This window comes from Pedobacter sp. JY14-1, from assembly GCF_029269825.1.
Taxonomy (GTDB): domain Bacteria; phylum Bacteroidota; class Bacteroidia; order Sphingobacteriales; family Sphingobacteriaceae; genus Pedobacter.
The window spans coordinates 696874-722056 of record NZ_JARJHU010000001.1 but is presented as its reverse complement, the minus strand read 5'-3'; the positions used below and the strand labels follow the sequence as shown (position 1 = coordinate 722056).

Annotated in this window: 23 protein-coding genes; 12 read left to right on the top strand and 11 right to left on the bottom strand. The window is 47.4% G+C overall.

The window, feature by feature from the left end; translation table 11 throughout:
• Positions 1-529 precede the first annotated feature (529 nt).
• Both P2W84_RS03120 and P2W84_RS03115 read right to left on the bottom strand, forming a co-directional pair.
• A complete protein-coding gene (locus tag P2W84_RS03120; protein ID WP_276088644.1) occupies positions 530-1006 on the bottom strand; it encodes a hypothetical protein in 477 nt (158 codons plus the stop codon).
• A 116-nt stretch (positions 1007-1122) separates the two neighbouring features.
• Complete coding sequence (locus tag P2W84_RS03115) at positions 1123-1302, bottom strand: hypothetical protein (RefSeq protein ID WP_276088643.1); 180 nt, start codon at positions 1300-1302, stop codon at positions 1123-1125.
• 734 nt (positions 1303-2036) lie between these two features.
• Between P2W84_RS03115 and P2W84_RS03110 the strand changes: the two genes are divergently transcribed.
• The 6 genes from P2W84_RS03110 to P2W84_RS03085 all read left to right on the top strand — a co-directional run bounded on the left by P2W84_RS03110 (position 2037) and on the right by P2W84_RS03085 (position 6871).
• Positions 2037-2285, top strand: coding sequence for a type B 50S ribosomal protein L31 (locus P2W84_RS03110; protein ID WP_276088642.1), 249 nt, complete (start codon positions 2037-2039; stop codon positions 2283-2285).
• 67 nt (positions 2286-2352) lie between these two features.
• Positions 2353-3522 carry a putative sugar nucleotidyl transferase gene (locus P2W84_RS03105; RefSeq protein ID WP_276088641.1) on the top strand — a complete coding sequence of 390 codons (1170 nt, stop codon included), beginning with the start codon at positions 2353-2355 and terminating at the stop codon, positions 3520-3522.
• An 11-nt stretch (positions 3523-3533) separates the two neighbouring features.
• The gene (gene tpiA / locus P2W84_RS03100; RefSeq protein WP_276088640.1) at positions 3534-4295 is read left to right on the top strand and encodes a triose-phosphate isomerase; all 762 of its coding nucleotides are present in this window, start codon (positions 3534-3536) and stop codon (positions 4293-4295) included.
• Complete coding sequence (gene prmA / locus P2W84_RS03095) at positions 4295-5140, top strand: 50S ribosomal protein L11 methyltransferase (protein ID WP_276088639.1); 846 nt, start codon at positions 4295-4297, stop codon at positions 5138-5140. Before tpiA ends, prmA begins: the two co-directional genes overlap by 1 nt.
• Positions 5141-5148: 8 nt before the next feature.
• A complete protein-coding gene (locus P2W84_RS03090) occupies positions 5149-6510 on the top strand; it encodes a Mur ligase family protein (protein WP_276088638.1) in 1362 nt (453 codons plus the stop codon).
• Positions 6511-6541: 31 nt separating this feature from the next.
• A complete protein-coding gene (locus P2W84_RS03085; RefSeq protein ID WP_276088637.1) occupies positions 6542-6871 on the top strand; it encodes a helix-turn-helix transcriptional regulator in 330 nt (109 codons plus the stop codon).
• A 13-nt stretch (positions 6872-6884) separates the two neighbouring features.
• Here P2W84_RS03085 and P2W84_RS03080 read toward each other — a convergent pair whose 3' ends face one another.
• The 4 genes from P2W84_RS03080 to P2W84_RS03065 all read right to left on the bottom strand — a co-directional run bounded on the left by P2W84_RS03080 (position 6885) and on the right by P2W84_RS03065 (position 12299).
• Positions 6885-8003, bottom strand: coding sequence for a GNAT family N-acetyltransferase (locus P2W84_RS03080; RefSeq protein ID WP_276088636.1), 1119 nt, complete (start codon positions 8001-8003; stop codon positions 6885-6887).
• An 84-nt stretch (positions 8004-8087) separates the two neighbouring features.
• Positions 8088-8270 (bottom strand): hypothetical protein, encoded by a 183-nt coding sequence (locus tag P2W84_RS03075; protein ID WP_276088635.1) that lies wholly within the window; start codon positions 8268-8270, stop codon positions 8088-8090.
• A 321-nt stretch (positions 8271-8591) separates the two neighbouring features.
• Entirely contained in the window at positions 8592-11537 is a 2946-nt protein-coding gene (locus tag P2W84_RS03070; RefSeq protein ID WP_276088634.1) for a two-component regulator propeller domain-containing protein, read from the bottom strand.
• Positions 11538-12299: a LytTR family DNA-binding domain-containing protein gene (locus P2W84_RS03065; protein ID WP_276088633.1), complete on the bottom strand. Its 762-nt coding sequence runs from the start codon at positions 12297-12299 to the stop codon at positions 11538-11540.
• Between the two features lie 154 nt (positions 12300-12453).
• Here P2W84_RS03065 and P2W84_RS03060 point away from each other — a divergent pair, with 154 nt between their 5' ends.
• From P2W84_RS03060 to P2W84_RS03050, 3 genes are all read left to right on the top strand, one after another.
• Positions 12454-13170: a ferritin-like domain-containing protein gene (locus tag P2W84_RS03060; RefSeq protein ID WP_276088632.1), complete on the top strand. Its 717-nt coding sequence runs from the start codon at positions 12454-12456 to the stop codon at positions 13168-13170.
• Between the two features lie 20 nt (positions 13171-13190).
• Complete coding sequence (locus P2W84_RS03055) at positions 13191-14042, top strand: ferritin-like domain-containing protein (RefSeq protein WP_276088631.1); 852 nt, start codon at positions 13191-13193, stop codon at positions 14040-14042.
• 280 nt (positions 14043-14322) lie between these two features.
• Complete coding sequence (locus P2W84_RS03050) at positions 14323-14610, top strand: hypothetical protein (RefSeq protein ID WP_346348945.1); 288 nt, start codon at positions 14323-14325, stop codon at positions 14608-14610.
• Positions 14611-14630: 20 nt separating this feature from the next.
• Here P2W84_RS03050 and mqnC read toward each other — a convergent pair whose 3' ends face one another.
• On the bottom strand, positions 14631-15755 hold the full coding sequence (mqnC, locus tag P2W84_RS03045) for a cyclic dehypoxanthinyl futalosine synthase (protein ID WP_276088630.1): 1125 nt from the start codon (positions 15753-15755) through the stop codon (positions 14631-14633).
• 42 nt (positions 15756-15797) lie between these two features.
• Here mqnC and P2W84_RS03040 point away from each other — a divergent pair, with 42 nt between their 5' ends.
• Together P2W84_RS03040 and P2W84_RS03035 are read left to right on the top strand one after the other, a co-directional pair.
• Entirely contained in the window at positions 15798-17042 is a 1245-nt protein-coding gene (locus P2W84_RS03040; RefSeq protein WP_276088629.1) for a pitrilysin family protein, read from the top strand.
• Positions 17035-18309 (top strand): pitrilysin family protein, encoded by a 1275-nt coding sequence (locus P2W84_RS03035; RefSeq protein WP_276088628.1) that lies wholly within the window; start codon positions 17035-17037, stop codon positions 18307-18309. Before P2W84_RS03040 ends, P2W84_RS03035 begins: the two co-directional genes overlap by 8 nt.
• Before the next feature lie 19 nt (positions 18310-18328).
• On the opposite strand, the gene P2W84_RS03030 is transcribed toward P2W84_RS03035, so the two are convergent.
• From P2W84_RS03030 to P2W84_RS03020, 3 genes are all read right to left on the bottom strand, one after another.
• Positions 18329-20350 carry a DUF3858 domain-containing protein gene (locus P2W84_RS03030; RefSeq protein WP_276088627.1) on the bottom strand — a complete coding sequence of 674 codons (2022 nt, stop codon included), beginning with the start codon at positions 20348-20350 and terminating at the stop codon, positions 18329-18331.
• 40 nt (positions 20351-20390) lie between these two features.
• On the bottom strand, positions 20391-22286 hold the full coding sequence (locus P2W84_RS03025) for a DUF3857 domain-containing protein (protein WP_276088626.1): 1896 nt from the start codon (positions 22284-22286) through the stop codon (positions 20391-20393).
• 88 nt (positions 22287-22374) lie between these two features.
• Positions 22375-23292 (bottom strand): diacylglycerol kinase family protein, encoded by a 918-nt coding sequence (locus P2W84_RS03020; protein WP_276088625.1) that lies wholly within the window; start codon positions 23290-23292, stop codon positions 22375-22377.
• Between the two features lie 56 nt (positions 23293-23348).
• On the opposite strand from P2W84_RS03020, the gene surE reads away from it, so the two are divergent.
• Positions 23349-24080, top strand: a complete 732-nt coding sequence (gene surE / locus P2W84_RS03015) for a 5'/3'-nucleotidase SurE (RefSeq protein ID WP_276088624.1) — start codon at positions 23349-23351, stop codon at positions 24078-24080.
• Here the strand turns inward: surE and P2W84_RS03010 are convergent.
• A complete protein-coding gene (locus P2W84_RS03010; protein ID WP_276088623.1) occupies positions 24056-25120 on the bottom strand; it encodes a DUF3500 domain-containing protein in 1065 nt (354 codons plus the stop codon). The two genes, surE and P2W84_RS03010, sit on opposite strands and share 25 nt — an antisense overlap.
• Between the last annotated feature and the right edge of the window lie 63 nt (positions 25121-25183).

Below are 25183 nucleotides of genomic sequence, written 5' to 3'. Positions count from 1 at the left end.
TATTTGTAGAATGCCTGGAATTTATTGTAGCTCATCAAGAGCTCAATGCACGTCCATTTCACTTTTACGGCCTTATGCGCTGACCGGAGTTTCCTGGGCAGAAGAATTCGTCACCTTCCGCCAAAATAATAAAACTAAAACGACAGCAAACAATAAAAATAGCACAACAGGAAACAATTATCCAGGCGGCCAGTTACTTAATTGAAAACCAATCTTGCTTACCTGTTTTAAGGTTATACCGATATACCCCTTCCCACATGCCCATGTAAAGTTGGTTGTCTTTTTTAATTAACGAGGTATTGTAAATGTAAGTTCTCTCCCACATTGGTTTGGTAGAGATCGTATCTAATACGTTTTTGTCATTGATCCTAAAAATCCCCTGATGGGCAATAATATACAGGTCTTTCCGCTAGCTGTTATTGAATGTGAAATGGTGTTTGTTCTCAGGTAAGGTTCTATTGTCCAGATGCCGTTTTTTAGGGCGAGCCTACCAATTCTGCCCATAGGTGTGCCTGGTGTGAGCCATCAGTTAAGCATAGATCTGCTGCTTTCGTTTGACGAACGCTTGAACCTGTGAACCAGAAATTTTATAGTGTGCTTTACCATCAAAGGAAAACCAGCGCAGACTACCGCCCCATTCTCCGTGGTCATAACCAACCAGATAACCGTTTTTTACTTTGATCCATGTAGGGGATCCCGCATATTCGAATTCACCGGGTCGTGGCAACTTGAAAGGCAAGGAGGGAAGATATTTTGTTTGATCAGTGCAGGCCATTGCTTTCCCTCGGGAAACTACCATATATAGTGGTTTGCCATTTGGGTTGTAGTTGTCAATAGTATTCCAGGCCATTGGAAAGGGACTGGATTTTAACGTGTCAACCAGAATGCCTTTTTGGCTTTGAGCATTGCTGAAAGAGGAAATTACGATGAAAGCAAGCAATAGAAATGACTTAAGTAAGATCGTTGTTGGGTCGGAAACCCTTATGTCAAACTTAATCTGCTTCATATCTAAAAATATAGATATAAATATAAGCTGAAAATGGCAGTTTCAAACATTGTTTTATCCGCTGACTGTGCTGCGTCAGATCAAAAGAGAGCGGTGACAAGGCCTCTTAGCATTGTTTAACGGCAAACAGCAACAGATTTACGTTTTGGATCGGGCTGATCGGCCTTTGCTGTATTGTTATTGCATTTGCCAAGAAGTGTGTAAATCAGAATGAAGATGATAATGGTGGAGAGACATCCTCCGCCGAGTTTTTTGGCGCCCCAGCCTGCTATAATTGCCCTGAAAAATTTGTTCATGATGAGTTTTTGGGTGTTAACAACATTGCATCTCAAATAGTTTTTAAATGAGGGTAGCCGTTATCAAGGGAATACTTGATGGCTGAATTTATCATGATTCTTTCGATGAAGTGTTATGTAAATTGTAAGTTTAAGTTATGTAAATTGTAAATTCAGATTATGTATTTTGTAAGTTGAAGCCATGTATATATTGTAAGTTGTCGATGAGATTTCTGTTACTGTATGAATAATTGTACTAATAATTAATCGATTAGCTATCTTAATTTGGTTTTGAAACCATTGTATAGCGTTCTGTTTGAGAAGCCACTTTCCTTGTACCGCTAATTGCCAAAGGTTTACGGTCATTTTTAGTCAATCACTTCCCAATTCTACAATTTAGGCCGCAGGCTTCGGGTACATCGGAGCGTGTGGGGCTTGGGGCGATTGAGCAGGCGTTTCCCGGTGGCGTATTTCCGCGCCGGGCCATTCACGAATTTATCTGTCATTCTTCTGGAGAGGCTGCCGCTGCCGATGGATTTAAGATCATGTTGTCCGGGCATATTCTTTTCTAGTCGGCTGCAAGTATAATAAGCTAAGCGTAGCGAAACGTAGATTATCCGGATAAATGAAAATAGTTAGCTCTTGGAAGCAGGTACATGTGTTTCAAAGTATTTTAGATTATGCCTTGATTATAAGAAATTAAATCCTGATATTTGCATCCTTTAAAATAAGCGACATAATAAGTTTTATATAATATGAAAAAAGATCTTCATCCATCAAGCTATAGATTTGTAGTGTTCAAGGATATGTCTAACGACTATGCTTTCCTGACTAAATCTTGTGTTGATACCAAGGAAACTATCCAGTGGGAAGATGGTAATGAGTATCCTCTGTATAAATTAGAGATCTCTCATACTTCGCACCCATTTTATACCGGTAAAATGAAACTGGTTGATACTGCAGGACGTATCGACAAATTCAAGAGCCGTTACGCGAAAAAGTAATTTTGAGCGAGAAATTATTTGTAGGTCCCGTTGCTGTAGCAGCGGGACTTTTTTATTTTTGCTGTCTATGAGGATCAATTTTTTTGATGACGGTGCGTGGCTCAGCTTAAGGCCCTTGTCCCTCACAAGACCGGTTGCTGACCTGAGGCTGGGTATACTGACAATTGCTGAAAAATGGAGGAAGTACCTGGATGCCGAAAGTGCCGGATTTAAAACGGCGGCTTATCTTTCCGTTAAATATCCTCTGGATGCCGGGGCTTCGCTCTTCATTAACGGTTCGGTATGCCCCAGTGACGCGCTGCTGCAGGAAATAACCGGGCTGAATGGGCGAGAAGCGCTGAAAAAGGACGATCTGATGATTGCTTACCGGGTGCAGGGGGGCGACATTACCGCTGATCCGGAGAAATTTGCAATCAAAAAATATACGGGTGAGCTGACGCGGATCGCTTACCCTGAAGATATCTTTAAATATAATGGCGCTGAAATAAGGCTGGACTTTGAGCTGCTGACAAAGGGCCGCACTTCTGCCCGGCTGAGCGGTACGAATACTTTTATCGGCGATCTCTTCTTTGCGGAGGAGGGCGCGGAAGCCGAATGTTCCACCTTTAACAGTAAACAGGGCCCCATTTATATCGGCGCAAGATCGCAGGTATGGGAAGGGTCTCATATCCGCGGGCCTTTTGCGCTGTGCCACGATGCCCAGGTAAAGATGGGTGCCAAGATTTACGGACAGACGACGATCGGCCCGTTTTCCCGGGTTGGCGGTGAGATCAATAATGCCGTGATCTGGGGGTGTTCCTCTAAAGGCCATGACGGTTACCTGGGGAACTCGGTAATGGGGCAATGGTGCAATATCGGCGCGGACAGCAATAATTCTAACCTGAAGAACAATTATTCGGAAGTAAAGCTATGGGATTACAGCATGCGCAGCTTCCGGAAAACAGGCCTGCAGTTTTGCGGGCTGATCATGGGCGACCATACCAAGTGCGGGATCAATACGATGTTCAATACGGGAACGGTTGCCGGGGTTGCGGCCAATGTCTTCGGTGCCGGCCTGCCCTCAAACTTTATCCCTGATTTTTCATGGGGCGGGGCACAGGGATTTGAGACTTACCGCCTGGAGAAGCTGTTTGAAACCACGGAGAAGGTATTTGAACGCAAGGGTGAGGTATTTAACCAGACAGAAAGGGATATATTGACCCATATTTTTGAAGAAACGAAAACTAATAGAGCCTAAATTAATACATTATGAGAAAGAAAATTGTAGCCGGAAACTGGAAGATGAACCTGGAATATGCTGAGGGTGTATCGCTGTTCTCGGAGATTGTGAACATGGTGAGAGATGAACGCAACGGCGATCAGCTGGCGGTGATCTGTGCACCTTTTATTCATCTGAACAGTCTGGTACAACTGGGAACCGACGTAGTAGGTATTGGTGCACAAAACTGTCACCAGAAGGAAAGCGGTGCCTATACCGGTGAGATCTCTGCAAAGATGATCAAGTCTGTTGGTTGCGGTTATGTGATCATTGGCCACTCTGAGCGCCGCCAGTATTTTGCGGAAACGGATGAATTGCTGGCTGAAAAAACCAATATCGCGCTGGCAAATGGCCTGGTGCCTTTGTTCTGCATCGGCGAGACGCTGGATGAGCGCAATAACGGAAGCTATTTTGAGGTGTTGAAGACGCAGCTGGAAAAAGGCCTGTTTGGCCTGAGCGCTGAGGATTTCGCCAAAGTAGTGATTGCTTATGAACCGGTATGGGCGATCGGAACGGGCCTTACGGCGACTGCTGAGCAGGCGCAGGAGGTTCATGCCTTTATCCGCAAGGAAATTGCGGCGAAATATGATGAGGCGATCGCTGATGGTACGACCATTCTTTACGGTGGCAGCTGTAACCCTAAAAATGCTGCTGAACTGTTTGCACAGCCGGATATTGACGGCGGCCTGATCGGTGGTGCTTCCCTGAAATCAAGGGATTTTGTGGACATCGTTAAAACTTTCAACGCTTAATGCAGTACATCCAGGTAACTTTCAGCTTCAGCGGTATAGAAGAATATCAGCGTGACCTGCTGATCGCGGAGCTTGGTGATGCGGGCTTCGATACATTTGAAGATACGCAGGACGGCTTTTCTGCCTATATCGGTGAAGCTGATTTTAACCGGGAGGCGCTGGAGGGCGTACTGGCAGATTTTGAAGGTGATTTCGGCTACGAATATACGGTAACGGAAATTGAGGCGAAGAACTGGAATGAGGAATGGGAGAAGAATTTTGAGCCTTTACTGATTGACGGACAGTGTTATGTGCGCGCTACTTTTCATGAGCCGCAGCCACAGTACCCTTATGAGATCGTGATTGACCCGAAAATGGCTTTTGGTACGGGACACCACCAGACTACGACCATGATGATGCAATACATTCTGGCTGAACAGCTGGATGGGGCGCAGGTTCTGGATATGGGTTGTGGTACCGGTATCCTGGCCATTCTTGCGGTGAAGCGAGGAGCGGCATCGGCGGTGGCGATCGATTATGATGAGGTCTGCTATCAGAGTACGCTGGAGAACATTGTACTGAACGGTACCCCTGCCATCACTGCGGCGTGCGGCAGTAAGGAGGCAATACCTGACCAGGTTTTTGACGTGATCCTTGCGAATATTAACCGGAATATCCTGCTGGACCAGATTCCGGATTATTCCAGGGTACTACGGCCCGGTGGAAAGATCTTCTTCAGTGGCTTTTATGAAACCCCGGACCTGGACATGATCCGGGCGCTTGGTGAACAGCACGGGCTTGTGTATCAGGACCACAGGAAGAATGGGGACTGGGTAGCGGCCGGTTTTAGTAAAATTGATTCATAGATTTTGTTATGCGTATACATTTTATCGCGATAGGCGGCAGCGCCATGCACAACCTGGCGATAGCCCTTCATAAGAAAGGCTACCAGGTAACTGGTTCTGATGACCAGATCTTTGAACCCTCTGCGGGCAGGCTGGCTGGTTACGGGCTGCTGCCGGATAAGATGGGATGGGATGAAAACCGGATCACTGCTGACCTGGACGCGGTGATCCTGGGTATGCATGCGCTGAAGGATAACCCGGAGCTACTGAAGGCACAGGAACTCGGCCTGAAGATATTTTCCTATCCGGAATACATTTATGAGCAGACCAGGGACAAACTCAGGGTAGTGATTGGCGGCAGCCACGGTAAGACTACGATCACTTCGATGATCCTGCATGTTCTCAATTTTTACGGCCGCGACTTTGATTACCTGGTCGGTGCACAGCTTGCCGGATTCGATACGATGGTAAGGATTACGGATGCAGCGCCGGTAGTGGTGATCGAGGGTGATGAATACCTGGCTTCTCCGATTGACAGACGCCCCAAGTTTCACTTGTACAAAGCGAATATCGGCGTGATCAGCGGCATTGCCTGGGACCATATTAATGTTTTCCCTACTTATGAAGATTACAAACGGCAGTTTTCGATTTTTATAGATACGATACAGCCTGAGGGTAAGCTGATCTATTGTGAGGCTGATGAAGACCTGCGTGAGCTGGTGGCGGCTTCTGATGCCAAGGTGGAGAAAATAGCTTATGATGTGCCGGAACATGAGGTGAAGGCGGGAATTACTTATCTGTTGCCCGACCACGTACCTCTGGAAGTATTTGGCAACCACAACCTGATGAACCTGAATGCGGCCAGGAAGGTATGTGCGCAGCTGGGTATAGCGGAGGCCGATTTTAATGCGGCTATTGCTTCCTTTACCGGGGCGGCCCGTCGTCTGGAATTGTTGCTGAAAACCGGAAATACCAATGTCTATAAGGATTTTGCCCATTCGCCTTCGAAGCTGAAGGCGACCATTGAGGCGGTTAAGCGCCAGTTTGCAGACCGGAAGCTGGTTGCCTGTATAGAGCTGCATACATTCAGCAGCCTGGATAAGGCCTTTTTAAAGCAATATGCCAATACCATGACAATAGCCGATACGGCAATTGTTTACATAGATGAAAAGACTTTTGTACAAAAGAAAATGACGCCATTTACCGCGTCAGAGGTGCGGGAAGCCTTTAATCATCAGGAAATCGTCTTTTTTAACCATTCCAGGGAACTTGAAAATTACTTATTAAATATTAATTTTTACTCTTCCAACCTGCTTTTGATGAGTTCCGGAAACTTTGGTGGGCTGGATTTGGTTAAATTGGCACGTGAGTTGAATACGGTTTCTTCATAAGTATAATAACCAACGCACCTAAATTTTAATTATGAACATTATTGGTAAGAACATTAGACAACTGCGCCAAAAAAATGGTTGGAGCCAGGGAGAAGTGGCGAAACGTCTGAATATTTCCATTCCTGCATTTTCAAAGATCGAGACCGGTATTACCGACATTAACATTTCCCGTCTTGCCCAGATCGCGAACCTTTTTGAGGTTTCAACAATGGACATCATCTCCAAAGAAGGAGAAAATCCTCAGTCTATCAATAATGAAGAGATTGCAAGCCTGAAAGAAAAGCTTGCTCAACGTGAGGAAGAGGTGATCAAGCTTCAGAAGAAGGTGATCGATCTTTACGAGGAGATCAGGGAAAGATAATAGCTCACTCTATTTAAAATACTTTACGCATGGTCAGGTGCCGCTTCCCAAAGGTGGCACCTGTTGCATGATGTATTGACAGCATTTTGTCGTTGAAGTCGCCTACCCAGGAGAGTTCCATCTCCTCATACCGGTTGAGCGGCAATACATATTCCTTTAACTTAATGAATAAGGCTGATTCCAGGCCGTGTTTCTGGTATGCGGTCTTGGTACCCATAACAATGGCCCGCATGCGGTTGACGCCTTTCCAGCGACGGTATACAAACCGGAGTTTTTCGATAAGGCCGAGCTTGCCGTTGAAGCCCCTGATCATCTGGTTGGCATCGGGGATCACGACGACGAAGGACGCGGGCTCTCCGTTTACATAAGCAAACCAGATGAGCTTCTCGTCCATAATGGCTTCCATTTTTTTAAAGGATTCCATTAGGGTCTCTTCTTTGATCGGGACGAAATTTTCGAATCCCTGCCAGCCGTCGTTATAGATCTCCATAAGGTCTTTTACAAATTTTCCTGCGTTTTTCCGGGAGAAATGCTCGAACGTATAGCCTGGTTTGGAGGCTACCCAGCCGGCGATTTTGGTGAATCTTTCCGGAAAGGGCTTTCGCGCAGACAAATGATTGGTGATCTGTTCGTATGCCTTTTCAAAGCCGTAGTTCAGGAAAAGATCGTGGTAATAAGGTGGGTGGTAGTTCATCCCGTAGGAAGGCGGGGTAAAGCCTTCCACGAGCAGGCCCCAGAAGGAGTCGTTCTCGCCAAAGTTGATTGGCCCGTCGGCCGCCTGCATACCCCGTCCCTGCAACCAGGCTTTAGCCTGTTCAAAGAGGATATCGGCAGCGTGCTGGTCATTTATGCATTCAAAAAAGCCGATGCCGCCCGTAGGGACTTCATACTGCCATGCTTTTTTCTCATTGATGAATGCGGCTATGCGTCCGATGATATGTCCATTATCGTCAGCAAGTATCCAGCGTTCGCACTGTCCGTGGGTGAAGAATGGATTTTTCCTTTTGTCGAATACTGCCTCTATATCCTGGTCAAGCGGCCTGATCCAGTTGGGATCTCCTTTATAAATGGGGTTTACCATGTCGAGGAATTGCCGGGCCTGCTTGCTGGTACTTACTGAAGTGATCGTCATAGGGCTGTCTGGATGCTGTGTGATAGGGGTTAAATTAAAAAGCATCCCGCAGGGGGATGCTTTTCATGATCAGGTTATTTGTGTTTAGTAATCGTCGTCGTCGTCATCAAAGTTGTCGAAGGTATCCAAATCATCTAACGGCAGGTCAAAGTCATCGTCCTCGTCATCATAATTCTTCTTTGCCGGCTTTTCATCGCGAATGTCATCCAGTTCGTTGTCGGGCTCTGCTTCCGGACTTTTGCTGATTGGTTTTTTTGGAGTCTTCATTTACAAAAAAATATAATTTCCCTACGTGTTTATTTGATGATCTAAAATTACAAAAATCTTTGTTTGCTGTGTCAAAAATAGCATAAAATCATTTTTGGGCAAAAAAAAATGGTAGAGTTATTCACTTTACCATTTTTTAACACACAAATGAAACCTGAATTGAGATATAGTTTTTAGGTTAGGAAAAATATCTGTATCAATTCTTTAAGAACGCATTACAAACTTTTGTTCGTTGTAACTTCTAATACAATTGTAAGGCTAATCTGTCAGACCCGTATGGCCTACTTAGTAAGTGGTATGAAATTTTGAGTGAACGGTATTTTATTGATCCAGCGGTATGCGAAGGGCGACAAAAGTGCCCGAAAGGCCGTTTTGTTTTACAGACATTTGTATGGGTTTCTGGGCAACCTGGTTGAGCAGGTTTATTCTTTCCCGGGTGAGATCCATACCTTTGCTGACATGGGCTCCCTTCTTCTCACGCAGTGAATTTTCGATACCGATGCCATTGTCAACGATCTGGATGAGCAGATGGTCATTATCTTCCAGCGCGATACGGATATCGATGTTCCCGCCCTCTTCCTTCGGCATGATGCCATGCCATATAGCATTCTCTATGTAGGGTTGCAGGATCATAGAAGGGATGAGGGTATCTTCTCTGTCTATATCGGGGCTGACCTGAACTGAATAACTGAATTTTTCTCCGAACCTTTTCTTTTCCAGGCTCAGGTACAGCTCCAGGTACTGAAGTTCTTCTTCCAGCGTAATATAACTTTTGGTACAGATCTCCAGGTTTTTGCGGATGAGGCGCGCAAAGCCGGTGAGGATCTTGTTGGCTGAGGCGGTATCTTTAGTATTGATGTAGTGCTGTATCGAATTCATGACATTGAATACGAAATGGGGGTTCATCATGGCCTGGAGGGCACGTTGTTCCAGCATGAGGATCCTGTTCCTGAGCAGCAACTGTTCCTGTTCCTTGTCTTTTTGCCGCTTGGTAACGACAACGGCTATCTTGTAAAGGGCCAGTCCCGAAATGGTCAGCAGGATGAGGAAGAACCAGGGGGTTTGCCAGAAATGCCGTTCCAGGACAAACTTAAGGCTTGCGGGCTGGCTCCAGGTTCCTTTTCCGGTACGGGCGCTCAGTTCGAAGGTGTAGGCGCCCGGCTCCAGTGAAGAAAATTCCAGTCTCCTGTTTTTGGTTTCCGTCCAGGCCGCATCGGGTTTGAGCCGGTACCGGTAAGTAATGTCTGTACTCTGAAAATCGATGGCGCTGTAGTAGAAGGTGATGTTGTTGCTGAAAGGATCCAGTACATGGACTTCCTTATTGAGGGGCAGCTTTACCTTATTGTTTACGATGGAAGTGATGTAAGCTTTGGGTATGGCGTTGGTGGTCTTGGTCTGGGAAACAGAAAAATAAACAAGCCCGTTGTTGGTGGCGAAATAGGCCCTGTCTTCATCAATATACAGGTCATTTACCCCTTCGGTAAGCAGGCTGTTGGCATATTCGAAGCTTTCGATCTCGGGTCGCCGGCCATTCAGGGAGATCTTGTTGATGCCGGTGTTGGTGACACACCAGGTTTCATTGTCTTTGATAAAAAGACGTTTACAGATGTTGTCTGCCAGCCCGTCCCGCTGCGTGATGACTTTGATGATCTTGTTGTTCCGTATATAAATGAGCCCGTAGCCATCTGTGGCCAGTACGACCGAGCCGTCTGACAATTGCTGGATGTCGTTAATACGGCGTGTCAGCAAGGGGCTCTTTTCATAAAAATTGGTGAACGTACTGTCGCTGTATACCGAAAGGCCGTTGATATTGGAAAACCAGAGTTTGCCGCTATGGTCATAAAATACGCTGTAGGCCCGGTTATTGAAGGCACCCGCAACCTGCTTGTAATAGGCGGAACTGAATTCAAAGTTCCTTTCGCGGTCCGGAAGGGTAACTACGCCCGAGGAGAGCGCCATGGACAGGCTTGATCCGGGGCCGATGCTGAAGCCCTTGATCACGAACATAAAATTATTTACCTCACGAAGGTAGCTGAAGTGGTGCGGGCCTTTTGCCGTGCTCACCCTGCCCAGCCCATAATCGGAAGCAAAATACATAAGTCCTGAGGTACTGTCGAAACTGAGCTGCTTGATCAGGTTGTATTTTTGCCGGAAAGGGATGCTGAATTCTTCGATGGACAGGTCGCGGACGTTTACTGTGTTGATGCCTGCGTAGTCGAGGCCGAGCCAGAGGCGGTTTTGCTGGTCTTTGGCTATGCTTTTTACAGCGTCGCTGCTCAGGCCGTTCTGCCGGTTCATTACGTAAAGCCTTTCGTCCTTACGGGGCAGCATATAGATCCCGTTGTTTGTGGTAAACCACATGTTTCCTGTCAGGTCTTTTATCGTCTGGCTGGCATAAATGCCGTTGAGGTACCTTGCTGTTTCTCCGTTGCGGTCTATCTGGTAGATGCCCGAGCTGTTCGCTATCCAGAGGTGCTGGTTATCTGCATACAGGTAACCGGGATCGCGGTACAGAACAGCAGTATCTATCCTGAGGCGGAGTTTTTGCCGGTTGCCGGTCTTGATATTGAGGCCGCGGCGGTCCAGGAAAGCCATACGTCCATCCTGCATGTTCAATGCGGTCTTATAGGAAAGGGGCAGGGTGCTGCCCGGTACGATCTCAAAATTTTTTCCTTTGAGGACCCGGGCGCAGCGATAGCTGTAAGCCCATATTTTTCCTGAAGCGTCTTCATGCACAAAGGTATTGATGAACTGTTTGAGGCTGTCTGCAGAAATGTATTTCATGATGGACCGGCCATTCCACATAATGAGCATGTTTTTATTGGTGCCCAGCCAGATGCGGCCCCTGGAATCCTGGAAGAAGGAAACGATGATGGCATTGAACTTCAGCAGCCGCAACTGCTGGTCACTGGTCTCGTTGTAGATCTTTCCGTTCCAGAAGTAACTGAGCTGTCCGTTGAGGGCAAGAAACCAGATCCTTCCGTTGCGGTCTTCCTTTATCTGTAATATCTGGTTGTCGGGCAGGCCGTCATCTACGGAGAAATTCTCAAATACACTGCCGTCAAAGCGGCTTATGCCGGCATCTGTAGCTACCCAGATATAGCCTTTGGAGTCCTGAAGTGTGTAAAAGCAATTGTTGCTGGGCAGGCCGTTTCGGGTAGTAAAGTGGCGGAGGAAGGTGGTTTGGGCAATAGCGGTAATGTTGCCCAATAGCGTACCCGATAAAATCAGGATCGTCAGGACGATATGTTTCGGGGCCAGGCGCATTTAACTGGTATATATCCGCAGCTTTTCTGCAAGGTCGCTCGCCCTTCTTCTGGAAACCGCGATCTTTTCCCCATTTTTCATGAGTACCTCATATCCGTTGCGGTAATTGTATTCTTTGATGTAGTTAAGATTGACGATGCTGGACTTATGGATCCTGATAAACTGGTCCTGTGGAAGGATCTCTTCATATTCCTTCAGTACTTTGGAGACGGTGATCTGTTCCCTGCCTGTAAAATAGAATACCGAATAATTGCTGTCTGCTTCAATATGGACAATGTCATCTATGCTGACCAGGCTGTAGCCCTGTCCGTTGGGCAGGCTGATTTTCCGGGGCTCGGCTTTATCGGAAAGTGAGGCGGCGAGATTCTGGAGGTTGCCTGCCTGCGGCTGTTCGCCTTTGTTTGCGCCGATCACTTTTTCTGCCTTGCCGACCGCTTCGGTAAGCTCATCGATATCGATGGGCTTCAACAGGTAATCGAGGGCGTTGGCCTTAATGGCCTTTAATGCATACTGATCATAAGCGGTAGTGAAGATGACATAAGCACCGGCCTGCTTTATTGCGGGGATGAGGTCGAACCCGTTTTCGCCGGGCATGGCAATATCGAGGAAGATGAGGTCTACGGCGCTTTGCTGCAGGAGTGTCCTGGCTTCTGCTACCGACTTGGCTATTCCGAGGATGTTGACCTGTCCGCAATGCTCCTGGAGCAGGAAATACAAGGAAGACCTGGCAAATTCTTCATCATCTACTATGATCGCATTCACTATAGTTGTGTGTTTTTTTCTGTGAAATTACCAAAATAAACGTGATTTCTCACTTTTTAGTAAATCGGGTAAAACCATTTCGGTTTATCATTCGTATATCATAATAACAACCACCAATAAAAATAAATAACTTATTCTAAAAAAGAGTAATCCTATGAAAAATGTACAAGAACAATTGATGCATGAAGAGGAAAGCATTTTTAATGCGCAGCTGCAAAGAAGATCTTTCCTCCGCTATGCAGGTGCCGGTGCGGCGGGTGTTGCGCTGCTGGCAGCGGGATGTAAGAAAAGGGACAGGGACGTTCCCGCATACGAGGGCGTGATGCTCGACTTTAAAGATGATTTCGGTGTTTTGAATTACGCGTATGCGCTGGAACAATTGGAGGCGGCGTTTTATACGCAGGTAGCCTCAAACCCGCCATCAGATATGTCTGCCAATGAGAAGGCTTATTTTCAGGACATCCAGTTTCATGAGATTGCACACCGTGAGTTTTTTAAGAAAGCGTTGAATACTTCGGCAATCGGCAGCCTCGAGGTTGATTTTTCTTCCATTGATTTCACCAAGCGCAGCAGTGTGCTGGCTGCGGCGATGGCATTTGAGGACCTGGGTGTTGCCGCCTATAACGGGGCTGGTGTACGGTTGAAAAATGATAATTTTCTGCTGATCGCCGGAAAGATCGTTTCGGTTGAGGCGCGTCATGCTTCTTACGTCCGCGACCTGGTTTCTTACGGAAGTTTCGCTGACCTGACCACGTTGACGACTTTTGGTGCTAAGGATAGTGATGGCTTAGATGCAGCACTTACGCCTGATAAGGTGCTTCCGATCGCGGCTAAGTATGTGAAGACTAAAATTAATGTGATCAATCTCTAACCCTATCAACACTTAAAGACATGAATATTGTAAATATACTCGAAGAAATAGAAAAGGTCGATGGCGAGATCTATGAAAGATTGAGCCCAAGAAGGGCTGCCATGAAGGACTTTTTTGACATGGGCAAAAAAATTACGCTTGCGGCAATGCCACTGGCGCTGGGATCTTTGTTCCAGAAAGCTTATGGTCAGTCGACTCCTACTGACGTTACAGGCGTGCTTAATTATGCGCTTACCCTGGAGTACCTGGAATACCATTTTTATAACCATGCGGTAGTAGCTGCTCCTGGTTTGATACCCGCCGGAACGCCTGCCGTAGGTGCGATCACGACCATCAGGAATCATGAAAAGGCGCATGTGGACCTGTTAAAGGGTGCATTGGGTACTGCTGCTATAAAAGAACTGGCTTATGCTGACTTTGACTTTACTGCTGGCGGTGCATTTGCCGATGTATATACCAATTACCAGACTTTCCTGGCGGTTGCACAAGCATTTGAAGATACTGGCGTGCGTGCCTACAAAGGACAGGCAGCTGTATTGAAAGGTAATAATGTGCTCACCGTGGCGCTTCAGATTCACTCCGTAGAAGCCCGTCACGCGGCACACATCCGGTTCATGCGTTCCGGTGGTCTGAATGGTGGCGGTGTTGCCATTAAGCCCTGGATAAGCCTGGGTGCCAGCGGAGGAGCCAATGATTCAGGCGTGCCTGCTGTAGATCCTGTATATGCGGGAGAGGATACTGAAGCTCAAGCTGGAATAACTATCACTGGAATTGCTTCGGGTGTGGACAAGAAGAAAGCCGTCGAATCTTTCGATGAGCCACTGACTTCAACGGCGGTACTGGACATTGCTGGTTTATTCTTGAAAAAATAGATCATCTGATCTTAAAAAGTCAAGGTTGTTAAGTTTAAGATTGGGGGGAGGACCGTAAGGTCCTCCTTCTTTTTTGTTGGTTTGGACGTTTTTCTGGTAGTGGTATTGAAACATTATTCTGTCAAACTTACCTGTGGTGAGAAAAAACACATAAAAGATCCAAACTATGGCTGGTGTTTTATTTGACTCATTCACGCGGCTCCCGGATGGGGGCCGTGTGACTTTATGCGGTGAATGCAAAAATCGTTAGTTTTACAGTTCAGCGTTAAGAAGATATATTTTGAGTATACAGGAATTCATCGAAAGTACCGAAGGAAGTTTGATGCCCGCAGACCTTCCCCTGCATGTGCAGGCATTGTGGTACGACAGAAAAGGAAACTGGAAAAAGGCGCATGACTTGATCGATCACCTCGGTGACAGGGAATCTGCGCATGTACACGCTTACCTGCACCGTAAGGAGGGAGATCTCTGGAATGCAGGTTACTGGTACAACCGGGCCGGACAGCAGATACCGGAAGTTTCCCTGGAAAAGGAGTGGGCGCAACTTGCCGTGCTTTACCTTCCCTGAGCGCGCTCCGTCCGTTAAAGTCAGTAATTGATGACCTGCTCTTCCAGGTGCTCCGGCAAATCGCGATAATTGTATTGCTGACCACGGAGCTGCGGCTCGAATCCGGCCTCCCGGATGGCAGCTTGTATCCCTTTTGCAGTAAAGCGGTGCGGTGCCCCGGCAGCCGACACCACATTTTCCTCGATCATGATGGAGCCGAAATCATTAGCCCCCGCATGCAGGCATAGCTGTGCTGTGTTTTTACCTACGGTGAGCCATGAGGCCTGTATGTTTTTAATGTTGGGCAGCATGATACGGCTGAGTGCGATCATCCTGATATATTCATCTGCGGTAACATTGTTGCTGATGCCCCTCAGGCGTTTCAGCAAGGTGCCGTCGTCCTGGAAGGGCCAGGGGATGAAGGCCAGGAAACCTTTGGCATGTTCGGGTTTTTCACTTTGTACCTCCCTGATCCATACCAGGTGTTCGAAGCGTTCTTCTATGGTTTCCACATGACCGAACATCATGGTGGCTGAAGTGGTAATGTCTAATTGATGTGCAGCGCGCATGACATCGAGCCATTCCTGGCCGCCGCATTTTCCTTTCGAAATGAGCCGGCGGACCCGGTCATTGAGGATTTCGGCACCTGCACCAGGTAAAGAGTCCATACCTGCTGCTTTCATTGCCTTCAGGACTTCGGTGTGCGACAGGCCTTCAAGTTTGGCAACATGGGCGATCTCGGGCGGGCCGAGGGCATGCAGCTTAAGGTCGGGATACAACTCTTTCAGTTGTTTAAACAGGGTAGTATAGAATTCCAGTCCGAGGTCCGGGTGGTGGCCACCCTGTAAGAGCAATTGGTCGCCTCCGTAACGGAAAGTTTCCTCGATCTTTACCTTATAGGTCTCAATATCGGTAATATAACTCTCGGCATGGCCGGGCCTTCTAAAGAAGTTGCAGAATTTGCAGTTTGCGATGCAGACATTGGTGGTATTGACATTCCGGTCGATCTGCCAGGTCACTTTTCCGCTTGGAACCTGCTTTTTTCGTAGTTCGTTGGCAACGAACGCAAGCTCGGCGGTAGCTGCATGATGGTATAAAAACACGCCCTCTTCCTTGCTCAGCGAATCAAAATGCAAGGCCCTTTCCAATAAACTGCCGGTTTCCATAGAACAAAATTAGTTATATCTTCGCAAATATTTTTGTGTTTTATGGTAGATTTTGAACGTTTTACTTTGCCCAACGGGCTGAGGGTGCTGGTGCATGAAGACAGTACGACGCCTATGGCCGTATTGAATATTCTCTATGATGTGGGTGCGCGGGATGAAGAGGAAGGCAGAACGGGGTTTGCACACCTTTTTGAGCACCTGATGTTTGGCGGTTCGGTAAATATTCCTGTCTACGATGAACCACTCCAGCGTGTAGGCGGAGAGAACAATGCATTTACCAGTAATGACATTACCAATTATTACATTACCCTGCCTGCGGTGAACCTGGAGACTGCCTTCTGGCTGGAGAGCGACCGGATGATGGGACTGGCTTTTTCTGAAAAGAGCCTGGAGACACAGCGGAATGTGGTCTGCGAAGAATTTAAGCAACGGTACCTGAACCAGCCTTATGGCGATACCTGGCTGCGGCTGCGGCCTCTGGCTTATCAGCAGCACCCTTACCGCTGGGCTACGATAGGACAGGACCTGAAGCAGATCGAGGATGCAAAAATGGAAGATGTGAAGGCCTTCTTTAAAAAACACTATAATCCTTCAAACGCCATTATGGTTGTTGGGGGCGATGTAAAGACGGAAGACATCAAAATACTTACGGAGAAATGGTTCGGTCCGATACCGGCCGGTGAAAAATATCAGAGGAGCCTTCCTGCAGAGCCGGTACAGACGGAAGGCCGCAGGGAAACTGTTCATGCAGAGGTGCCGCTGAATGCGATCTATATGGCTTTTAAAATGCCGGCCAGGCTGGACCCGGAGTACCAGGCTTATGACCTGATGTCGGATGTACTCTCGCAGGGACATTCCTCAAGATTATATAACAGCTTGCTGAAGGAGCAGCAATTGTTCAGTGATATTCACGCGTACATTACCAGTAGTATCGATGAAGGTTTGTTTGTAGTTGAAGGCAAGCTGGTACATGGCGTGCCGGTGGGCACTGCCGAACAGGCGATCTGGACAGAGCTGAAAAAGCTTGTGCACCAGGAGGTCTCGGAGCATGAGCTGACGAAGGTGAAAAATAAATCGGAATCGATCATGGTTTTTGCGGAAATGAGTTTGCTGGATAAGGCCATGAACCTTGCCTACTATGAGCTGCTGGGTGATGCAGCTTCCCTGAATACAGAGATTGACCGTTATCTGGCCGTTACCCCGGCGCAGATCATGAAGGCTGCACAGGATACTTTTGTGCATGAAAAATGTTCTACTTTATACTACCTGACTTCTGAAAATGCTTAACCGTACCATAGCCCCTGAATCGAGACAGATCGAAGATATTAGTTTTATCAAGCCGGTAAAATACGTGCTGGACAATGGTATACAGACCTTTGTCATCAATGCTGGCCAGCAGGACCTGGTACGGATCGAGTTTATTTTTGAGAATGTGAACTGGGATGGCTCAAAACCACTGCAGGCACTTGCCGTAAACCATCTGGTGAATAACGGGACCTCGCAGCTGACGGCCTGGGAGATTGCGGAAAAGGTGGATTACTATGGTGCTTTTCTGCAAACGGAGTACGGCGCTGATCAGTCTGCTGTAAAGCTGTACACCCTGAACAAGCATCTGGCGGAAATCCTGCCTGTCCTTTACGCCATATTGAATGAAAGCGAATTTCCGGACCAGGAACTGGGTATTTTTGTACAAAACCAGAAACAGGCGCTGCAGGTCAACATGCAGAAAAATGATTTCCTGGCCAGAAAGCATTTTGCACATGCGCTTTTCGGTGATACGCCTTACGGAGTAAACATTGCCGCTGAGGACTATGACCGGTTGAACAGGGAAGAATTGCTGGCCTATTTCAGGGCTGCCTACAGGCCGGAACACTGTACGATCGTAGTTGCCGGTAAATTTGGAACAGAAGAATTTGGAATACTGAACCAGGTGATTGGCCAGCCCTGGAAGAACAGTGCCGATTCAGCAGCAAACAGTTTCATCGTCCCGGTTCCCGTTGGGGGTGATGTTTTCGTGGAACGTCCGGAATCACTGCAGTCGGCGATCAGGATGGGAACGCTGGCCATTCCGAGGAGCCATGCGGATTTTCCGGGCTTACAGGTATTGAATTGTGTGCTTGGTGGCTATTTTGGCAGCAGACTGATGGCAAATATCCGTGAGGATAAGGGTTATACTTATGGTATCGGTTCTGCTATTGCTTCGCTGAAGGATATAGGTTATCTGTTTATTGCCACTGAGGTGGGCGCTGACGTTTGTAACGCTGCGCTTTCGGAGATCGAAAAGGAATTGTCCTTACTGAAGCAGGAACTTGTGGGGCCGGAGGAGCTCGACCTGGTGCGTAATTATATGTTGGGCGCTATGCTGGGAAGTCTTGAAAATGCCTTCTCTCACGCGGATAAATTTAAGAGCATCTATTTTTCAGGGCTGGATTACGATTATTATGAGCGCTATATAGATACGGTAAAAACAATATCTGCAGAGCGGCTCAGACAGCTGGCACAGCAATACCTGGATACCACCCGGTTTACCAGGGTAGTTGCGGGAAAGAGGTAGGCTGCCTTTCAGCTGCCGTTCAGTTTTTCTTCAGTACGATCTGCTCGGTCTGCTTTCTTACAATATTGTTGAAGAGTTCTCTGAGGTCATGGTATTCCTGAACGTCGTAAATGTCTTTCTTAAAGGATATCTTACTGACCATGGAGATCTTGTTGTCTTCTCTGCTGACCTGGAACGAAAAGGATGCCGCATCCTGTAAAAGGCTGATGCGCTCGTTTTCCGGTAATTTGTCCAGCGTATAACCTTCAGGTATCTCTATGGTGATCCTGTTCACTTCCTCTACGGGATAGCCAAAGTCTACCGGGTATTTCCGGTCCTGTACCGCAAAGGGATTTTCCCTGGTCCGTTCAAATAGTGTCGGCGAAAAGAAAAGCAGGTTTCCGGCACTTTCTACATTGTCGGCTATAGAGACCTTTATGGTCTCGAACAGCGATTCATTAGGATTATCGAGATTATCTACGTTGTATTCGGTAACGTTCAGTCCGGGATTTTCCTTACTGAATTGTTTAATGTACTCATTGCGGTCCTGTGCCTCTGTCAGGCGGTTTCTGCGGGCAAGGGCTTCATAATTTGTGGTCAGTACCTGCATGGTGCCGTTGAGTTTATTGTCCTTGTCGAGCGTAAGCACACTGCTGATCACTTTTTTGCTGGTCTTGAATTCATCGGTGTTTACCCATGTACCGCTGTTGGCGGCGAAGTCAACCCGCAGTCCCTGATGGTTGAGGTTGTCAAAGTCGATGATGTCTGGCGTATGGTTTTTGTTGGTGGCATCAAAGAATATGTGTTTTTCCCCGATTGCAACATCGATGATCACGTTATTGAACTTGGTGATCATGGGCAGGCCCGGATGTTTTCCATTGCTTCTTGTGCTCAGTATGATCGGGACCGCGTCGACCTTGGCTTCTCTGAGAAGGGCCAGCAGGGTAAGGTTAATATCTGCCGAGTTTCCGGTTCCTTTCTTCAGCACATCATCCGGGCCTTTTGAAGAAGCGTAGATGGCATTCATGTGATTCCATTTCAGATTTTTCTTTACGTAGTCAAACAGAAGAAAGGGTATGGTGTCTGGTTTGGAGTCTTTACTTACAACTTTTGCAACCACTTCTTTTATTTCGCCCCTGGGGCTGAGGAAGCCTCCGAATGTATTGGTCTGGCGGAGCTCGTTTACGATCTTTGGCCATGTTTTCACATAGTCCAGGAATGAAGTGCCGGGCATTGCCATGCCATTCAGCTCAAATTCTACCTTACCGATGTAATCGTTAATGGTGGTGATGAATTTTTCCTGTTTCATTGCAGGAAGGTTACCCGCTCTGAAGACACTTCTGATCACCCGTCCCTGCAGCTCGTTGCCATAGATCCTGAATTTCTGGACCACGGCTTCTTTATAGGGGTTTACTTTGAGCAGGCCGTTCTGGCTGATATTATACCTTAGAAAATCGGGGATGCTGATGTCGAATTCGGAATATTGTGTGGGAATCTCCCTCTGAAAATACCAGGGCATAAGGGTATACAGGAAGTCTGAACGGATTTCATACTTGAATTCGATGATGGAACCCTCTTTTACGTTTGGCAGCGCAAACTTCTTAAAGGTATAGTTTTTGTCCTGGTGCTCTGTAAATTTTGAACTTCTGCCGATTTTAGCAGGTACGATTTGGCCATTTTCCAGGTTATAGGTGGCTGCCTCAAAGTCATGAAGGGAGGTCTGGTTATCACCGATATTGAATAGCGGGATTTCGATATTGGCAAGGTTGTAGGCGGTTTTGTCGATAATCTTATAGCGCAGGTGCCTTTCAAATACATAGATGAAGCCCATCTTTCTTTCACTGAGTTCAAATCTTCCCGTCCCTTTGTCGAACAGCACTATAGCTGCAGCTGATGAATCCGGACCGGCCGGGCGGACATTGAATTCTTCGGGGTCTACCTTGCCGAACTTTACGATTTTTTCTGCAACGGGTTCTGCTTTGTTTTCCTTGTTCTGACGCGCGATGGCATTTGAACGTATTCCCGCTAGGAGCGCTAAGAAAAGAAGAGTGATTCTGAGCATGTGGGTTAATTTAGATAGGTTAAGGTAATATAATTTTTGTTTATTCTGATCTGACCAGGATTCCTTTCTGTTTATCTGCCTGGTAGATTTTCTTTCTGAATGCGACATAGTCGTTATATTTCTCGGGTGGATATTCCCGGCTGTTGACCATCATGTGCCGCTTGTATATGAGTTGATCGCCTTTGGCTGTGACACCGACGGTATACTCTCCGAATTCGGAAATGATGCGGACATTTTCCGGGAGGAATTCGATTTTATAGTCTTTTGGGATGGTGTAAGTGATTTCATCTTCATCGAGATAACTGTAGCTTACCCTGAACGGCGTTTTCCGGTCTGTTACCGGGACCAATGCTGTTTCTTCCCGGTTCAGCATGTTGAGAACAAGAAAGAGACGGTCACCTCCCCTGGTTAACAACTGCGGGGCCCTGAGTTCGATTTGTTCTGTTATTTCGGGGCGGTCTTTATCTTGCTGGGCGTATTCGATCTTGCTGACCTGTACGCCAGGTATACCCAGATTTTGGATTACCCTTTTATTTTTTTCTGCGGGTCCGAGTGTCAGCATACCGAGCTTTTCTTCAAACTGGGCATGGCCATACCTGGTGTCTATGGAAACTGAAGAATTGCCTTCACCGGCAAGGGCTACTTTAACCTGCCGTTTCTGGTAATTCATTTCGGGGACATAACGCGGCGTTCTGGCAAGTTTCCCGCCGTTTTCGGTGATCAGCAGGACCGTCCGGTCTGAATTGCCGTTGCCGATATATCCAGGGGGGACGTATGGGCTCGTGCATTCGAGCCAGGTGGTATCATTTTGGGAAGGCACGCAGAGGATCATGTGATTGGCCTGGTTGACACTGGCAAACCTGGTGTTGAGTGATGGCATTCCATTTCCGATGACCACGAGGTCTGAATGTATTCCTGCTGCCTGAAGCATGGCTTTCATATAATTTGACAGTCCTTTGCAATCGCCATAACTTACCAGGGAAACTTTTTCGGCTGCAGCAGGCTTGTACCCGCCAATGCCGAGCTGGATGCCTACATACCGGGTATTGGCCTGAAGGTAGCGATATAACAACATGATTTTCTCCTTATCGTTTCTGGCACCGCTGACCAGGCTTAATATCCGTGTTTTAACAGTTTCGGGTAATTCCTGCATGCCTTTGCTAAGTTCCTGCATCCAGGCGCCCAGGCTGACCCAGTTTTCTATATTCGCTTTTGAATTGTCGTATTCAAATTTATTGGGTGCAAGCATTACCCAGGGGCTGTTCCGTGAAAAACCTGTACTTAACGGTTCGTATTCAAGCGCGCTGATGTTACTGCAGCTCCAGCGGTATTCTGTCTTGTTCTTCGCTTTAACCGAATCCGTTGAAAGCCCCTCACTTTTCAGGTATTTGAACGTCATATCATCCGGCATTCGGATCACATAGGCTGAATTTTCGACGGCGGTTCCCCATGACTTTACGGGTTTCCAATCGGGATAGGTCCGGATGCCTTTGTAGTCGACGCGGTAGCTGTACGCAATGGTATATGGAAATTGATTACTTGTAAATTCCAGGTATTTTATCCTGTCGTCCTGGAACATCGTTCCTTCTGAGGCTACACTTCTGTCCGTGAAGTCAGCAGACTTATAGTCGCGTATCTTTTTTCCGGAAGCATCGTACAGGCTTGCCTTTAAGTCGGAGATGCTGGAAAGTCTGTTGTAGAATTCATGCATGTTGGAAGCGGACTCCCCGTTCTTGTTGAGGATCGTGAGCGCAGCCTGGCAATACATGACCGCGCTTCCGAGGTTTTTGACTTCATAAACCGTTTCTTCTTCCCTGATGACGACAGCGGCATTCTTCAGCAGGTTGGCAGGGATACTGGCGACATCGTATTTTTCCTGCGCACCGGCATGGAGAAAAAGCAGCATCTGGAGCAAGATGGCAATTGTACTTTTCATTAAGCAATTAATTTAGACCGTTTACGGGACATGGTTCCCGTATCAGTTAAAAGTACAAAGTAGAAGGATAACCTGCAATAAGTTAGCCCTATTTTTTGCCGGTAGGGGTGACGACTTCTAATAGGCTATCGAGCAGGGAAATATGGATTGGTGGATAGCCTTCGATATCCAGGACCTGGTCATCTGTATGGAGGTCGCGGCCCAGCCATTCTATTTTAAGCTTTTTGGCCTGGACGGACTTTATGGTGAATAGTGGTTTTTCTTGCCGGATCTTGCCTGTTATATAGGCTTCCATTTTGCTGCGTTGTTTTTCGGTAACGATGACGACGTCGAACAGGCCATCTTCCGGATCGGCCGTTCTGCTTAACTTCAGGTGTGGACCCAGGCTGCTGATGTTCATGACTTCGATCAGAATCGCCTTATCTTCAATGGTTTTACCGTTTATTTCCATTTTAAACGGAACTGCGGCATAGCTCCGGCTAAGTTCGAGCAGTTCTTTCAGCGCGAGCTGAAATTCTTCTTCGGGCTTTTCAATGGCGCTGGTGTCCATTTTTTTGAGATTTTTCATTAGCCTTGCAAACAGACCAAAACCAAAAGATTCAATAAAGTAAGACGGGCTCTGTAATCCCGTTACTTGTCCGACATCAAATTTCTTGAGATGGCAGCCGTCCCATGAACTGATATTCTTGTTATTGTCTTCAGGTATGTTCAGGGAGGAAGCAATATTGTTCGCAGTTCCGAAGGGTAGCAAGGCTATCGGCCGTTTATACTTCAGTTTTTTGTCCAGCAGCCTCATTACCGTTTTGCGGATGGTTCCGTCTCCACCTGCAATGGCGATGAGCTCTGTCTCCGGCGCAATAGTTTTCAGGATTTTCTTTTTTGATGAAGAGTAGTTGCACCTGTAACCGTGACTCGCGAGCATCCGGATGATCCCGGTTTTTGAATGTTCACCTTCTCCTGCGGTCGGATTATGGACCAAGCTGATCAGTCTGCCTGTTTTTTTCATTAATGATGAACAATTTGGAGGTTGATCAGGTTTTGCAATTAACTGAATAATTTCCTATGAATATTTTGATCACTAATGATGACGGGATATATAGCCCGGGAATAGCCGCGCTGTCGAGGATTGCCGGCCATTTCGGAAAAGTGCGTGTGGTTGCCCCTGATGTTGAGCAGTCTTCAATGGGGCATGCCATCACCCATTCCCGCCCTTTGTCCTATAAGAAATCGCCCATTACTTTCGAAGGTATTGATGCTTTCAGGGTTAACGGTACTCCTGCGGATTGTGTGGCGCTGGGATTACACATGTACCCGGATACAGAGGTTGTCTTGTCTGGCATTAACATGGGGCCTAATCTGGGAAATTCGATGTGGCATTCGGGCACGCTGGCCGCTGCCAAGCAGGCCGTGCTGCTGGGTATCAAGGGTGTTGCGCTAAGTACTCCGGTAGGTAAACAGGAGCCTGATTTTGAAGGGCTCGCGCCGTTTGTTGAGGAGTCGCTGAAGCTTTTGCTTAAAGATAATGCCCTTGGCCTTTATAACGTCAATTTTCCTCCCAAGCCTGAAGGATTAAGGTGGACAAGACAATCTGTAAGATTATATGATGGCAATGTGGTGCCCGGGGAAGACCCCATGGGCCGCAGGCATTACTGGATCACGGTTTCACCCCTGGAGCCTGCTGAGGAAGGCACTGACCGTTGGGCAGTAGAAAATAACCTGGTTTCTATCACGCCGCTGAGATTGGATCTGACCAACGAAGCTGAACTGGCTCAGAAATCCCACAAATTGTTATAGTCCAGCCGGTGGTCCCGAAATACGGTATGGTAATGGGGAACATTGGAATATACACCGGGCTGGCAGGCAAATTCTATCCATACTCCCGGGCCGTCTATGCGGGCATAGTCGCCAATGTACTGGAGGAAGGTCGCCGCATCTCCGGCGCTGGCCCTGGTATGGCTTGAACAGGAGATATAGGTTTCATCGAGTTCTTTGCTGTACGTCCTGAGCAGCTTACTGCCCAATTTTGTCTCGATGTCATTCAGCCAGGGCATCATCGCTGCGATCACTTTCTTTTTCTTTTTGGGTGAAAGATCTCCGACCCGGACACCATTTTTTCCCGACGGGAATTTTCCGTCCTTTGTTGTACCCAGCAATACATCGGTAATATTCTCCTCCGACCTGGCTTTCTTCAATTCTTCCGGAGATAGTGCTGCGAGCATGTTTGCCATTGCTTCGTGTTCTTCAAAAAGGGGCGCATATTTCTTTCCGTCTGTAGTCCACTCTCTCGGGTCCCCGCCTTCGAAAATGGGAGTGGCACTGACGGCGATCCCTTTGTCAAAGACAACGTTTTGTGCATAGTGGTGGCCACCGAACTGCAGCATCCAGGTGCCGGAATTGCCGGGTTTGCCCAGGAAGGCAATGATGTATTCACCGGAACCATAACCAGCTTTTCCGCTTTTACCTATGATGTCATCTGCGAGGCCGATCTGCCGGAACTCATCGAAGCCCTCGTTAGGCATGGTGCCTGAGGCGGCCTTGATAATCGCTTTGGCAGCGGCAAGTTGCCCGGGGTTAAGGGTGCTGAACTGAAGGCCGTTGCGGTTGGAGGCTCCTCCCGGTATATTGGTCCATTTCACTGAAGCGGCCTTGGTTAACGGGATTTCCAACCTGGAAAGTTGTTCGGGACTGAGCAGGGCCTTAAAGGATTCGACAAGGCCGATCACATCATTTGCTGCCGTATGGTGTTTCTGGCCAGCCTGCAAACCAGCTTGCCGGAAACCGGATATGGTCAGCATACAGGCTGTCGCCGTCGCAAAGAGTAAGGTTTTTTTCAAAACAGGTGAAATTTGGTAACCTAAGTTAACCAATAAAACCCTTTATGTCAACAGGTGCCGTGT